The sequence below is a fragment of the Paeniglutamicibacter gangotriensis Lz1y genome (genome assembly GCF_000348945.1).
GTDB classification, from domain to species: Bacteria; Actinomycetota; Actinomycetes; order Actinomycetales; family Micrococcaceae; genus Paeniglutamicibacter; species Paeniglutamicibacter gangotriensis.
In genome coordinates, this window is the sequence record NZ_AOCK01000010.1 from 60310 (window position 1) to 74087 (window position 13778).

A 13778-nucleotide genomic window follows, 5' to 3' on the forward strand; every position below is an offset into this window, starting at 1 on the left:
AATGACATGCCACTGAACCAGAAACCACGCCCGCAATTGGTCCTGCTGACGGCCCCGGGGATCGAGGATCCACACAACCTCGAGGCCATTGCCCAACGCGCGGACATCGTCAGGGCTCATGCCCAGGACCTGGGCCACGCGTTGGCCGGAGCCGATGCGCTGTTGATGTGGGACTTCTTTTCCTCGGCGCTCGCCGACGCCTGGAGGGGCGCGGATGCGCTGCGCTGGGTCCACGTCGCTGCCGCTGGAGTGGATGCGATGCTCTTTGATGAGCTGGCCGCGTCACCGGTGACGCTGACCAACGCCCACGGGGTTTTCGACGGGCCCATCGCCGAATTCGTCCTGGCCTCCATCATGGCCCAAGACAAAATGCTGCACGCCAATAAATCCCTGCAACGAGCGGGGATTTGGAAACACCGCGAACCCACCCGAACCGCGGGCTCGCGGGTCATCGTGGTGGGCACCGGAGGAATCGGGCGGGCAACAGCACGGCTGCTGCGGGCCGTGGGCATGGAAGTGGCGGGTGCTGGTCGCACGGCACGCGAATCGGACCCCGACTTCGGCACGGTGTTTGCCTCCTCCGAGCTTGCCGCGCATGTCGGGGCGGCCGACCACGTGGTGCTTGCTGCACCGCTGACCGAAGCGACGCGGGGCCTCATCAACGCAGGGGTGCTCGCGGCCATGAAAAATTCGGCGCACCTGGTCAATATCGGGCGCGGTGCGCTGGTGGACGAACCCGCACTGGTGGAGGCGTTGCGTACCGGACAGATCGCCGCGGCGTCACTGGATGTCGTGGCAGTGGAACCGCTGGGGGAGGGGCACCCCTTCTGGACTATGGAAAACGTCCACATCTCGGCGCACCTCAGTGGGGACGTGGACGGTTGGCGCGACGCCCTGGCCGACCAATTCCTGGCCAACCTCGATGCCTACATCTCAGGCGATCCGCTGGCCAACATCGTGGATAAGGATCGTGGCTACGTCAGCAGCGCAACGGTCTAAGGCATGTCGCTGGTCGGCCTCCATGCCCTAGAAAGTGCGGGCATGAGTAGGGTTCGAGTCCACCGGCCGGAGCCATATTGCTATGAGAAGGACGCCGCACCATAAAAAGCCGCGACCATGGCCGCGTTGGATTCGATCAAGTGCTCGCGCATTTGGCTCTCCGCGGCCGCTGCGTCACTGCGGGCAATGGACTCAAGGATCGCTTCATGGGCGGCACGCTCGGTTGCGGAGGAAATATGGTCCTCCACCATCGGCATCAGATGGTGGAGTCGGTTGATTTCATCGGTCAGGATCCGCACCAGCGTTGCGGCTCGGGCGTTACGCGAGGCGCGCGCGCAGGTTAAATGAAATTCCCTGGCGGCTTGCACCCGTCCCTCCAAATCCAGATCCGGATTGAATTGTTGGTCCAGCAGGGCGCGCAATTCAGCGACCAGCTCATCGCTGGTATTTCGGGCTGCCGAGGCAAGCAATGGAGGTTCCAGGATCAACCGCAGTTCCATCACATCACGTACATCGTTGATGCTCAGCGTGCGCACCATGTACCCCTTGCGGGGCAACACTGTCACCAGCCCCTCCACGGTGAGCATCTGCAGGGCCTCTCGGACAGGGGTCTTGGACACACCGAAATTCTTGGCCAGCTCTGCTTCTAGAACGATCTCCCCGGGGCTGAGCTGGGCGGTCAGGATCTGGGTGCGGATCAGTCGGCGGACTCGTTCCGAAGCCGATTCGCGCTCTGCGACCGGCTGCACTGAGCCGGTGCCGTCCGGTGTCGTGGTTTGGTCCATCATGCTCCTCACAATAGCTGCAGGCCGCCGGCGACAGGGATCGTCGTTCCGGTGACGTAGTCCATCTGCAAAAGCCCGTGGACCACCTCGGCGACATCTTCGGGACTTCCCAGCCGTTTGGCCGGGGCATTTTCTGCCACGTATTCTCGCAATTCCGCCCAGTCGTGGGTCAACGGGGTATCGATATAGCCCGGCGCCACAGCATTGACCCGGATCTCGGGTCCCAACGACTTTGCCAGCAATTGCGTCAGGTGCAAGAGCCCTGCCTTGCTCACGGCATAGGGGATGGAGCTTCCGGAGGGGACCAGCCCGGCAAGAGAGGCGTTGTTGATGATCTGGCCCCGAGTCTGGGCCAAGTGGGCGCGCGCCGCCCGGGCGATGTTCCAAGGCCCCTTGAGGTTCACCGCCATGATGAAATCCCAGAATTCATCGTCCACGGCGTCGAGGTCGGCATGGGGGATCTGTTTGGCGACGCCAGCATTGTTGATGACTGCGTCGAGGCGTCCGAAATGCGTAACCGTCTCCTGAACCATTCGCTGTGCTTCTGCGGAGCTGGAGACATCGGCGTCTATATAGATTGCTCCGGTCAGTTCGAGCGCTGCCTGGCTTCCGGATTCCTGGGTGTTGAATCCGTTGAGCGCTACATCCCAGCCCTCGGCATGGAGCCTTCGGACAATGGCCTGTCCTATACCGCCGCAGGCTCCGGTGACTAGTGCAACCTTCTTCATGTGAGGACCTTTCCACCCATGGGTGTCATTTGAGGATTGTGTTTGAGGATCGTCAGCCCACCCCGGGCCGCCGGTCCGGGCTGTGTCATGCAGGGCGTCAACGGGGGCGCCCGGGCCCGGGCGCCCCCGTTGACGCCCTGATCCTGGGGAAGCGCTGCAACCAGTCGTTCTGCTCACCGGTCCGCGCGATCCTGGAGCTACTGCACACCGGTGGCACGGAGAAAATCGAAGTCACAGCCGTCGTCCGCCTGCAGGGCATGTCGTTGGTGGAGCCAGCCCATGCCTCGGGTCGGAATCGGGGGAGCGGCAAAGGGAACCCGGGAAGAGATTTCTTCCTCGGAGAGGAAATGGCGCAGCGTTCCGGCTGCTGCATCCAGCTCGATCTCGTCCCCGGTGGCCAAAATCCCCAGCGGTCCACCGGCGGCTGCTTCCGGGGTGATATGCACGACCACGGTCCCGGTGGAGGTACCGCTCATGCGGGCATCCGAGAGCCGGACCATGTCCCGAATCCCCGCGCGGTGCAGCTTGGCGGGGATCGGAATGTGGCCGACCTCGGGCATGCCGGGGGCGCCCAAGACGCCCATGCCGCGCAAGACCAGGACGGAGTCCTGGTCGACATCGAGATCCGGATCGTCAATGCGCGTATTCAAGTCGTCAATGCCATCGAAGACCACGGCACGACCTCGGTGCGCCTTGAGTTTGGGATCGTGCACCCCGGCGGCCTTCAACACGGCGCCCCGAGGGGCCAGATTTCCGCGGAGCATGACCAAGGCACCCCGCTCGGAGAGCGGTTCGCCAGCGGGTGCGATCGCATCGTTGACGGGGAATTCTTGGTCAGCCAGGACCTGATCCCAGGTGTTGCCGTTTGCCGTCACCACACCGCCGTGGATCGTTTCGCCGATTCGCTGCACAATGGCCGGGACGCCGCCTGCATCATCCAAGTCAGCCAAGAGGCGTTGTCCGCTGGGCCTGACATTGGCCACATAGGGGGTGCTCGCAGACCACGACTCAAAGCGTTCGGGGCCGATACGCAGGCCCGCCCGTCCGGCAATCGCCTCGAGGTGAATGACCGCATTGGTGGATCCGCCCAGGGCCGAGACAACCCTGAACGCGTTTTCTAAGGATTCGTCGGTCACCAGATCTGCGGGCAGCAACTCCGCGGCTACGGACTGGACTATCTGGCGACCGGTGGCCCGTGCGAGCTCCGCGCGCTCGGGGCTGTTTGCCGCCGGCAACGTCGAACCAGGCAAGGCGAAACCCAGCATTTCGGCGATAGCGGCCATGGTGGTGGCGGTTCCCATGACATTGCAGGTTCCGACCCCGACGTTCACCTTTCCTTCTAGGGCCAACCAGTCTTCGTCGCTGACCGCCCCCACCCGTCGGTCCTCGCAGAGTGGCCAGACATCGTCAACGGTAAATTCTTTGTTCTTCTTGAAACAGGAAACGGGGCGCGGTCCTGCCGCGAGCAGCACCGCAGGTTTGTTGGCGCTCAGGGCACCCATGATCTGGGCAGGAATCGTCTTGTCACAGCCGCCCAGCAGGACCACCCCGTCGATTGGCGTGGCCCCGATCATCTCCTCGACATCCATCGACATCAGGTTGCGCAGGTACAGACTTGTTGGGCGGGTAAAAGGCTCGGAAATCGAGATGGTGGGAAACTCCAGCGGCAAGCCGCCGGCCTCACGGATCCCTTCCTTCACGAGCTCGGCAAGCTCGTTGAGACCCGCATTGCATGGGTTCAGTTCGCTGGCGCTGTTGGCGATGCCGATCACCGGGCTGCGGCGCACCTCTTCTTCGGTGAAGCCTTCTCCACGCAGGAACGCTCGATGCAGCAGTCCGTCTTGCCCTTCATCGCGAAACAGGGCTCCGGCACCCTTGTTCAGGTCACGCTGTGACATCCATCCTCCTGGCCTAGATTGATTCAAACTTACAGAAATATCGTGGGAATACCAGCTGAAATTCAGGGGATCAGTTGCCATTCCAAAGCATTGGTCGGGAAAATCCGCGACTATAAAAATATGGTTCTACAGACGAATTTCGAGGCTTCCTGTTGCGTTAGCGTCTCGTACAGGAAATGAATTTTCGTCCATTCCCACACGGGTCGCTGATGAGAAACCACAGGCGCATTCACGGGATCAATTATCGATCTTGCGTGAGTATCGGGCCCCGCGGAGGACATTGCAGTCAATAGCACCACGGCACATCCGACTGCCCGAGAAGCATGGGTGAACCACAGCTACCGGGGCATGCCTGCCTTGGTGAAGTGCCCGCCCGTAGGAAAGGTGCTCGCCTTTATCCGCGTCCAACGAAGGGCATGCCGGCCGCGGTGATCACCAGCGAGAAAACATTGGCCGACATCGGTGTCTCAGCCATGAACTGCACCGCTCGCGCGGCTTCCTCGACCGGGAAAGTTGGTTCCTGCATGCGACGACCATCAGGCTGCAGCGCGCCGGGACCCGTCGAGAATCGATCCGCCAATTCCGTCGCCGTGTTGCCGATGTCGATTTGACCGCACGAGATGCCGTGGGCGCGACCGTCCAGTTCAATCGATTTCGTCAGGCCGGTAATGGCATGCTTCGTTGCCGTATAGGCGACGGACTGGGGACGCGGCGTGTGGGCAGCGATCGACCCGTTGTTGATGATGCGCCCACCCTGCGGCTGTTGCGCCTTCATGACCTTCATCGCGGCGCGCGCACACATCGCTGCTGCCGTCAGGTTCAAGGCCACCACGGCGTCCCAGTCCTCGGGTTCAATCTCGTCGACACCCGCCGAGGGCCCGGGAACACCGGCGTTATTGAACAGCAAGTCCACGCGGCCCCAGCGCTCAACAGCACGGGAAAACAATCGATTCACCTGTTCGGGGACCGTGACATCCGTCGGTTCCACCATCGCCCGAGGTGAGCCGTCGGCGGTGACCCGTAGCGGTTCTTCGCGGCGTCCGGCGAGGACCACGCGGTGACCGGCAGCCAACATTCGTATTGCCACAGCTTTACCAATCCCCGAACCAGCACCAGTGACAACTACTACGAGTGGGGTGATTTCATCGTTCATGATTGTTCCTACGCTTTCGTGCGAAACCTGAGATAACTATGCGAGATCGGGCCTAAGAAATCGGCGTTGACAACGTGCCTTCGTTGACGAATTGCCGGAGATTCGTGAGGAAAAGATCGGCCATGTCCTGACGTGTCTCCGCGGTCGCGCTGCCCGTGTGGGGTGCGAGGACCACGTTGTCCAGATTCAGGAGCTCTTGCGGAACATACGGCTCGTGGGCAAAGACATCGAGGCCGGCCCCGGCAATGCGCTGCTGTACCAGTGCATCCACGAGGGCGGCTTCGTCGACCACGGCGCCACGAGAGATGTTGATCAGGTACCCCTTGGGGCCCAGCGCTTCGAGTACTTCGGCAGAGACTATGCCGGCCGTTGCTGAGTTGCTCGCGACCGCCACGATGAGAAAATCGCTATTCTCCGCAAGGTCGGTGAGTGACTCGTGCCAGGGGTAAGTAACATCAGCGACGCGCCTGCGACCGTGATACGCCACGGTGGTGCCAAAGGCTTCCAGGCGAGCGGCGATCGCCAGGCCAATGCGTCCCAACCCGAGTATCCCGACGCGTTTGCCCGAGACCCTGGTCCCGAGCGGGTAAGAACCTTGCAGCCAATCGCCTCGGCGAACAAAACGATCTGAAGCGCTAATGCCTCGAGCCACATCGATGAGCAGACCAACCGCCATGTCGGCAACGCAATCGGTCAAGACATCCGGGGTATTGCTGACGACAACCCCCAACTCGTCTGCCGTGTGGACATCGATCTTGTCGAAACCAACTCCGAAATTGACGATGGCGCGAAGCTCAGGAAGAGCTCGCATGAGGTGAGCGTCCACCCCCGTCACACTCGTGGTGACGACTACGCCCACTTGGCCCGAGTTCGTGGCAAGGAACTTCTCCACTTCGGCGTCCGGCAACCGGAGAACGTTAAATTCCTCATGCAGCGGCCCTTCGACGAAGGGTGGCATCGGTCCGACTTGCAGAACTGTAGCGGTGGTTTTTTGGGCGTTTGGTTGCATGGAACCCACCCTAGGACAGATCGGAGAGACTGCTCCTGCACTACGCTATATTTGAGATATATGACGCGAATATCTATTTGCGAAACTAGGAATATGCTAGGTTGATCCAAATCACACCCCGGGTCTTGAGGGCCGGAAGGAGAACAAATGTGTCAACGGTTCAGCGCTTGCGGCGGAGGAACTGCACTTGATGGCTCGGTCCACCGTGCTTCCTCGCGTGACGACGTCCAGGCAGCACATCGAACGACTTACCTGGCCATAGGCCGCTTCGCCAAGTTCCCGAAGCAGCTGGCGCCCCAAGCTGGAAAATCCCTAGGTTCAACTTTCTCCGTAGTCACTTGGCACCGGCATACCCCCGGCGCCGTTAGGCAACAGCACCAATGTGAAGGAATGAAGAGATGACGACGACTCCTGAGGGCACATTGGCCCTATCAGCCCAGCAAATTCGAAAGAGTTTTGGCGGCAAGGAAATTCTTCACGGGATCAGCGTGGATGTTAAGAAGGGCGAGCACATCGCCATCATCGGGCCGAGCGGGTCAGGAAAAAGCACATTTATCCGATGCCTGAACCTCTTGGAAACCCCGGACCACGGCACCATTGATCTTCACGGGGAACGGGTATTCGACGCCGTAGAAAAAACACCCGCCAAATCGGTGCGTGCACTGCGTAAACGCGTGGGCATGGTGTTTCAGTCGTTCAATCTCTTCGCTACACACACGGCACTGGAAAACGTGAGTCTGGCCCAGCGTTTGGTGCTGGAACGCAGCAAGACCGATGCTGTCGACCGTTCCGAGGAACTGCTCGAGCGGGTCGGCTTGAAAAAGCATATGCACAAGCACCCGAGCCAGCTCTCGGGAGGGCAGCAGCAACGCGTGGCCATTGCTCGATCGCTAGCCCTTGACCCCGAGGTCATCCTTTTCGACGAGCCCACGAGCGCCATCGACCCAGAAATGCGGGTTGAGGTCCTGCGCGTGATGAAAGAACTCGCAGAGGGTGGCATGACGATGATGACGGTGACGCACGAAATCGAGTTCGCCAAGGAAGCCGCGGACCGCGCGATGTTCCTCGCCGATGGGGAACTGCTTGAAATCGGGCCAGCTGCCGAGATCCTGACCGACCCGTCAAACGAGCGCATCCGACGCTTCGTGAACGCCCTTAGCGGAGTGATCTAATGCTTGAAGCAAGCTACGTCCTAGAAGGACTTTGGATCACGCTACAAATGTGGGGCGGCGCATTTCTGCTCTCGGTAGTGCTCGCGATCCCTGTCGCTATGCTTCGTGGGTCAAAGAATCCATTGGCCAAGTTCATCGGCGCGCTCTGGGCCTGGATCGCACGCGGCATTCCGCCCATCGCCTGGCTGATCATCATCTACTTCGGGCTTTCCTTGGGCATTATCTCGGAAGTCCCGGTGCTGGCTGCGATGGTGGGACTTGGAATCGTGAACTCCGCCTACATCGGGGACAGCATTCGTTCGGGGCTTGAATCTGTTTCCAACGGGCAGTGGGAAGGCGCGGCCTCCGTTGCGCTCACCAAGAAGGACGCCCTGTTCCGGGTGGTTCTACCGCAGGCGATCCCGGTGATGCTCGCATCTACCGCGGCCTACTCCATCACGCTGCTTAAGAACACGGCCATCGCGTCGATCATCGGCGCGAATGAAATGGTCTTCTACGCCTACAACGCTGTGCAGGTCGGCGCCGATCCGATCACGGCCTTTCTCACGATCGGCATCGTCTATCTGCTGCTTACCGTTCCGGTTGGCATGTTCGCCCGGTGGCTTGGCTCTCGAGCCAAGCGTGGTTCAGAAAGGGTTGTGTACTGATGCAAGAATATCTGGACATGATCGTGAGCCTCCTGCCCGGACTCTGGCTGAGCATACTCATGGCGACCGTCAGTATTTTGATCGGAATCCCGTTGGGGTTCGTTGCCGGCCTGATATTGAACGGCTCGAACAAAGCACTTCGCTGGCTGACCATCGCACTGGTGGAAATATTCCGCGGTTTTCCGGCTCTGCTGACCCTCTACCTCGTGTATTTCGGACTCGCAGAGATCATCACTCTGGACAGGTTCGCGGCAGTCGTCGCGGCATTTGGGGTGACAACAGCGGCCTACACCGCTGAGATCTTCCGGGCATCCATTGCCAGTGTTCCGCGCGGCCAGGTCGAAGCAGCACAGGCCCTGGCGCTCACCAAGAAACAAATCACCTCACGCGTGGTACTCCCACACGTTCTGAATATCGCTGTTCCCCCGGTGATCGGGATTGCGATCATCACCTTTCAGGGCACCGCGCTTGCGTACGCCATTGGTGCCAAGGAACTTCTCGGAAGCGCCTACTCCATCGGCATGATCAACTTCCGTGTGCTTGAACCGCTGCTTGTCGCGGCACTGCTCTATCTCCTGTTCACCTCGTTACTGGCTTGGATGGAGATTCTGGCTGACCGTCGGGTCGCGAGAATCTCCGGGACCAGTTTTGACGGCGGTGCCGGGGCAGCCCGAAGACGCCAGAGGCGTCAGCGTAAGACCGGCTTTGACGCCAGTGTCTTGAATACTCCCGCATCAAAAATCACTCAATGAACCACACACCAACGCAAAGGAAAGAATGATGACCGGAATTATGAGCCGCGGACGCCAGTCCGCGACGAAGCTTGCCGCCGCTTCCGCCACCGCCCTCCTCGTGCTTACGGGCTGTTCCGCGAGTTCGGCACCAGAATCGGAAGGTGCGACGGTGGGCACCGTCGCCGAAGACTGCACTCCGCTGCATACCTTCCCCACCCTCGAAGAGGGGGTTCTGAACGTCGCAGCCATGAACGCTGCACCCAAGTTCCACGCGCTCTCCGATAGCGGACCGTTCGAAGGTATCGACGCCACCCTTCTGACAGAATTTGCCGAGGAGAACTGCCTGAAGGTACTTTTCAAGCCGATGACCGGAGCAGCCGGACAACTTGACCTTCGCGAGGGCAAATCAGATTTGTTTGGTGGACTACATATCAAGACCGAAAAGCGTGGAGAGGTGTTTGGACAGAGCGAGGGGAACGTCATTTATGACGCACTTGGGATCACCTCGGCCGCCGCGGATTCCTACGGCACGATTGAATCCATGAAGGGCATCAAGATTGGTGCCCTTTCCGGATCCTTCTTTGTCGAAACGTTGAAGGATGCTTTCGGCGCTGAAAACATCGAGGAATACCAGAATGAAACCAACGCGTTCGAAGACCTCAAGGCAGGCCGAATCGACGCAGTCGCCAACCAATCCATGATGAGCTTCAACTTGAGCAAGGACGAGGAAGGCTACGAGACCAGCATCATCGAGGAAGATCCCAATCATCCTGAACTGACAGGCTTGCTGGAGATCACGTGGCCGCATACCAAGGATGTCCCGGAATTCACTGCGGCAATCGATGACTACTTCACCCGAGCGAAAGAGAACGGGACCGTCGATCGCGTCTTGAAAGAAAATGGGGTTACCGCGGAAGTTGCTGACTTCTATATCAACGGGCGTTAGTCACCAGAACCTGAAGCGGCAAACCGCCAACAGGTACGATTAATCAGTGCGGGAGGTGCGAAACGACCAGTTTCGCGCCTCCCTTCTATATGGAATTTCACTAGGGGACTACCTATGCGAGCGGCAGATATGGCAACGATCGATGAGACTGAGCAAGCTTCTGCCTCACAACGCGTCCTGGCAATATTGCGTCAAGAAATAGTAACCGGAAAACTTGAGCCTGAGCAGGTCATCCATGAATCGGAGACTGCGTTGCGTCTTGGAGTTTCAAAGACCCCGGTGCGTGAAGCGCTCCAGGGCCTTCTCTGGGAGGGATTCGTGATGGCGTTCCCGCGGCGCGGATACGTGGTTCGCCCCGTGGGGATGAATGATATCCGCGACGTCATGGATCTGCGGATGTCGATAGAACCACCGATCACCGGGATCGCGGCGCGTCGAAGGTCCTCAGAGCTGGTTGAGGAGCTGAGGGAAATCCTCGCCCGCCAAGTCGATGAGAGCCTGGAATTCGATGAAAGACTCCAAGCCGCAAACGATTTTCACCGGGCCATCGCGGCCACCGCGGGAAACAAACGAGCAGAACGGCTCTTGTGCACCTATTTCGACGAGACAACTCGCATGCACTACCTGTTTTCCCGGGCCAGCAACCACGTTGTGTCGCCTAGCGAACTCGATGCCCACCAAGAAATCCTCGATGCCATTACCGAACAGGACGAAGCACGGGCCCGGCAGGCGATGACTGATCATCTGCAGGAATCCAACGAAGCCCTGCTCCGATCATTTTACTGATCCTGTAGTTCGCGGAGCCCGTATGCAGGCGGCCAGCCACAGCACGTCCGCCGGATGGCGGATCCAGAAGATCGGCTGCCTGTTGCGGGTGTTCTTCCAGCATGGCGTACCTCGCTCGCTAAGTTGTCCGGTAGACCCTTTGTGTGGTGCCGCGAGTGCGTGGGAGGCGAGGTAGAACTGGCCCCGGGAGTTTCCATAATACTTGCGGCCCGCCGGTGCAGGGTAAGGAAGTACATCTATCATCATCGCCGATACCAGCCGAGTGCGGGCCTTGAAGATCGCTACTTTATAGGCGTCATCCATTCCCCGAACCGGCGGTGGTCTGTGCCATCTCGGCCAGCACAGCACGGGTGACATCCTCGTGGAAATCCTGCGAAAACCGGGCCAAGGACACGACGTGGGTTGCACTTGGGCCGTGTGGGCAGAGAGTATTCGCTGTTTGGCTCGCCGTGCGCGAAATTTGACTGGTACTGTTTTCTCCCTTCGGGCTTTCCAGGGGGGCACGTGGTTGAGCTTTGCTGGACTAGATTCGGTAGGGCACGGGAACGGAGCGCTAGACGGTGTAACCGATCGGTGACATGATGGGGTTGTGGACAACGATGGATTTTCAGCAGGCACTCTAGGTGGCAGAATTCGTGATCGCCGCAAGGCATACGGCTACACCCAGCAGGAGCTGGCCGATGCCATTGGAGTGTCCCGTAAATTTGTCGTCGAATTGGAATCCGGAAAAGAAACCGCTTCGCTCGGACTCACCCTTCGTGCCCTAAAAATCCTCGGATTCGATGCTCCAGGCTCCGCATCGGTGGGCACCCCAGGAGAAAAATTCGCCAAGGAATTTGAAGAGACGCTCGCGGCCGAAGACTACGAGTTCGCTCTGCGTCTGATCGGCGAATACGCCAGCGCTTCGCTGAGGACACGTCGCGCGCTCATGTTCACAGCGCCATGTATCAAGGACCAGGAATACCTGACCGCTCTGGGTGCAATCACCCAATGGGTTTCGAATAAAACCGGTATACCTGCCCCGTCGTGGACGCGGAATATCCGACCATCTGCCGTACCAGTATTTTTGTCAGAGAAGCTGTATCCCGTGGGCGACCTCATGAAGGAATTGATTCGCAAAGACACACCCCTAGAAATGAAAAACCTGAACGTCTGGATCCGCGAACGTGATCTGGTCACAGCGTGAGACCGAGCGGTTTCCGGCTTGAGGACATCATCGGTCTCTTGGCGGACTTGGAAGCAAGGTTGAATACCCGAGGCGTGGCCCTGGATATCCAGATCGTCGGCGGAGCAGCTCTGCTGCTTCACGGTTTGATTGACAGGGCAACCGGGGACATTGACGCGCGTTATGCCAGTGCCGCAACCGTTGAGCAAGTAGCCCGGAAGAGGCGACATGGATGGCCGCTCCGGGTGGCTCTTCGACCGCCATTCAGCTGGCAGACCTGCCAACACTTGCCGCTATGAAGGTCGCAGCCGAACGGCCCAAGGATATTGCCGATCTGGGCCACATCATCAATACCCTGGATTTCAAGGATCCTGGCGAACTTGTCGATTTGGCCTACGCGAAGTACGGCGACGACTCGATGACATTGACACAGGGTCGCGACAACTATGAGATTGTTGCCGAAGAGGCGTTCAAAGCCGCCAAGGCGATCCGCGCCAAGGCTTAACGTTGTCGATGACCACGTCTCTGGAGCAACGAAGGAACCTTGACAGCTGTCCCTAGACGTTCCGTTTGAGCCATCAATCGACCATCGATTGCGCGGCAACTGTCCAGACAGCGGACCAATCCGGTAAGCAACGGCTAGCTTTGTCAGGTTTTCATCGGCCGGCCAAGTATCGCCCGCATCCGTCCCCAGCCCCGTCGTCGCGTTGAGAATGGCAACGAGCTGGCGCTCCTCAGAGGCAAAGTGGGTTTCCATGACAGCTTCGATGCCATCGAGATGCTGTTCCAACCCGTCGGACCGTGCCCCCGCCTCGATGGCGGTTTCCAGTTCCAGCACCAGATTCTCGATCATCACGTGGTCCTGCATCAGCTTCTTGACCACTGGAACCAGCTCCGGGTGTGAATTCTCGAGCAACGGGAATACGGAGTGGTCTTCGGAACGATGGTGGCTGTTCAGGAAGTTGAAAAAATGCCGGCAATGCACGACCAACTCGCGTGATGCAGCCAGCGCCAAGGGCACGGCTGCCAAGGTGCGCCGTGCCTTGTACAGGGATGTGCGCAGTGCCATGTGCACGGTACGGAGTTCAGTACCCCAGGCGAGAATTCGATGTTGTTCATTTGACGTTGAGATGGTTTAACCACCTTCGATTACTGCGCCTCCAGGCCTGGTGCAGACCACCAACGGCACGCGACGATGGCTCCACGCTCACAGAATTTACTTACGCACACTCGGCAGAGTCGCGACGTCCCAAGAGAGCCTGAAGGTCAGACGGGGACCCTTGGTAGAGGAGTGATCACGGCCGTCTTAGGCAGGAAAATCGACCCGCACATGGATGGCTTTGAGCCGAACACCGATTCCTGCACCAGACTCCGAAGCCTCCATGCGGCCCAGCACCCAAAGTAGCTCCAAAGGCCAAGAGGTACCATTTCTTGTAACAGCAGGGAGGCAGCAACGGCCATCACAACGAGCGAAGCCCAACGCGAGTCGTTGGCTCTCATCGAGCGAGTTAACCTCGACCACACCGAGGTCGAGATCATTTCAAGTCGTGGATCAGGGGTGCTGATGTCGAAGGACGAATACGACGCACTGGTCGAAACCAGCTATCTGCTGAGCTCACCCAAGAATGCTCATCGCTTGCTGTCCGCCCTTGAAGCTGCCCGTGAGGGCCACACCGTCGAAAATGGGCTCATCGGGCCTTGACCCGGCAAGCCAACAGCGCGTGTAGATGGCGGACGACCACTACGTCACGATCTT

The 13778-nt window shown here is 59.4% G+C and carries 15 protein-coding genes; 9 read left to right on the forward strand and 6 right to left on the reverse strand.

Annotated features, from left to right (window positions below; genetic code table 11):
- Positions 1-6 precede the first annotated feature (6 nt).
- Positions 7-999, forward strand: coding sequence for a D-2-hydroxyacid dehydrogenase (locus ADIAG_RS15420; protein ID WP_007272348.1), 993 nt, complete (start codon positions 7-9; stop codon positions 997-999).
- 80 nt (positions 1000-1079) lie between these two features.
- Here ADIAG_RS15420 and ADIAG_RS15425 read toward each other — a convergent pair whose 3' ends face one another.
- The 5 genes from ADIAG_RS15425 to ADIAG_RS15445 all read right to left on the reverse strand — a co-directional run bounded on the left by ADIAG_RS15425 (position 1080) and on the right by ADIAG_RS15445 (position 6572).
- Entirely contained in the window at positions 1080-1787 is a 708-nt protein-coding gene (locus ADIAG_RS15425) for a GntR family transcriptional regulator (protein ID WP_083874191.1), read from the reverse strand.
- A gap of 5 nt (positions 1788-1792) precedes the next feature.
- Positions 1793-2512 carry an SDR family NAD(P)-dependent oxidoreductase gene (locus ADIAG_RS15430; RefSeq protein ID WP_007272350.1) on the reverse strand — a complete coding sequence of 240 codons (720 nt, stop codon included), beginning with the start codon at positions 2510-2512 and terminating at the stop codon, positions 1793-1795.
- A 197-nt stretch (positions 2513-2709) separates the two neighbouring features.
- A complete protein-coding gene (locus ADIAG_RS15435) occupies positions 2710-4410 on the reverse strand; it encodes a dihydroxy-acid dehydratase (protein ID WP_007272351.1) in 1701 nt (566 codons plus the stop codon).
- A gap of 394 nt (positions 4411-4804) precedes the next feature.
- Entirely contained in the window at positions 4805-5563 is a 759-nt protein-coding gene (locus ADIAG_RS15440; protein ID WP_007272352.1) for an SDR family oxidoreductase, read from the reverse strand.
- 52 nt (positions 5564-5615) lie between these two features.
- Positions 5616-6572 carry a 2-hydroxyacid dehydrogenase gene (locus ADIAG_RS15445; protein ID WP_007272353.1) on the reverse strand — a complete coding sequence of 319 codons (957 nt, stop codon included), beginning with the start codon at positions 6570-6572 and terminating at the stop codon, positions 5616-5618.
- Between the two features lie 398 nt (positions 6573-6970).
- On the opposite strand from ADIAG_RS15445, the gene ADIAG_RS15450 reads away from it, so the two are divergent.
- The 7 genes from ADIAG_RS15450 to ADIAG_RS22450 all read left to right on the forward strand — a co-directional run bounded on the left by ADIAG_RS15450 (position 6971) and on the right by ADIAG_RS22450 (position 12321).
- Positions 6971-7744, forward strand: a complete 774-nt coding sequence (locus ADIAG_RS15450) for an amino acid ABC transporter ATP-binding protein (RefSeq protein WP_007272355.1) — start codon at positions 6971-6973, stop codon at positions 7742-7744.
- Positions 7744-8391 carry an amino acid ABC transporter permease gene (locus tag ADIAG_RS15455; RefSeq protein ID WP_007272356.1) on the forward strand — a complete coding sequence of 216 codons (648 nt, stop codon included), beginning with the start codon at positions 7744-7746 and terminating at the stop codon, positions 8389-8391. The genes ADIAG_RS15450 and ADIAG_RS15455 overlap by 1 nt, the downstream gene beginning before the upstream one ends.
- A gap of 17 nt (positions 8392-8408) precedes the next feature.
- Positions 8409-9143 carry an amino acid ABC transporter permease gene (locus ADIAG_RS15460; RefSeq protein ID WP_161623970.1) on the forward strand — a complete coding sequence of 245 codons (735 nt, stop codon included), beginning with the start codon at positions 8409-8411 and terminating at the stop codon, positions 9141-9143.
- Between the two features lie 40 nt (positions 9144-9183).
- Positions 9184-10071: a substrate-binding periplasmic protein gene (locus ADIAG_RS15465; protein ID WP_161623971.1), complete on the forward strand. Its 888-nt coding sequence runs from the start codon at positions 9184-9186 to the stop codon at positions 10069-10071.
- Between the two features lie 129 nt (positions 10072-10200).
- Entirely contained in the window at positions 10201-10857 is a 657-nt protein-coding gene (locus ADIAG_RS15470; RefSeq protein WP_007272359.1) for a GntR family transcriptional regulator, read from the forward strand.
- Between the two features lie 589 nt (positions 10858-11446).
- Entirely contained in the window at positions 11447-12043 is a 597-nt protein-coding gene (locus ADIAG_RS15475; protein ID WP_007272360.1) for a helix-turn-helix domain-containing protein, read from the forward strand.
- A complete protein-coding gene (locus ADIAG_RS22450; RefSeq protein ID WP_321162831.1) occupies positions 12040-12321 on the forward strand; it encodes a DUF6036 family nucleotidyltransferase in 282 nt (93 codons plus the stop codon). The genes ADIAG_RS15475 and ADIAG_RS22450 overlap by 4 nt, the downstream gene beginning before the upstream one ends.
- On the opposite strand, the gene ADIAG_RS22550 is transcribed toward ADIAG_RS22450, so the two are convergent.
- Positions 12204-13097 carry a hemerythrin domain-containing protein gene (locus ADIAG_RS22550; protein WP_321162832.1) on the reverse strand — a complete coding sequence of 298 codons (894 nt, stop codon included), beginning with the start codon at positions 13095-13097 and terminating at the stop codon, positions 12204-12206. The two genes, ADIAG_RS22450 and ADIAG_RS22550, sit on opposite strands and share 118 nt — an antisense overlap.
- Positions 13098-13481: 384 nt before the next feature.
- On the opposite strand from ADIAG_RS22550, the gene ADIAG_RS15485 reads away from it, so the two are divergent.
- Positions 13482-13724, forward strand: a complete 243-nt coding sequence (locus ADIAG_RS15485; RefSeq protein ID WP_268744254.1) for a type II toxin-antitoxin system Phd/YefM family antitoxin — start codon at positions 13482-13484, stop codon at positions 13722-13724.
- Positions 13725-13778 lie beyond the last annotated feature (54 nt).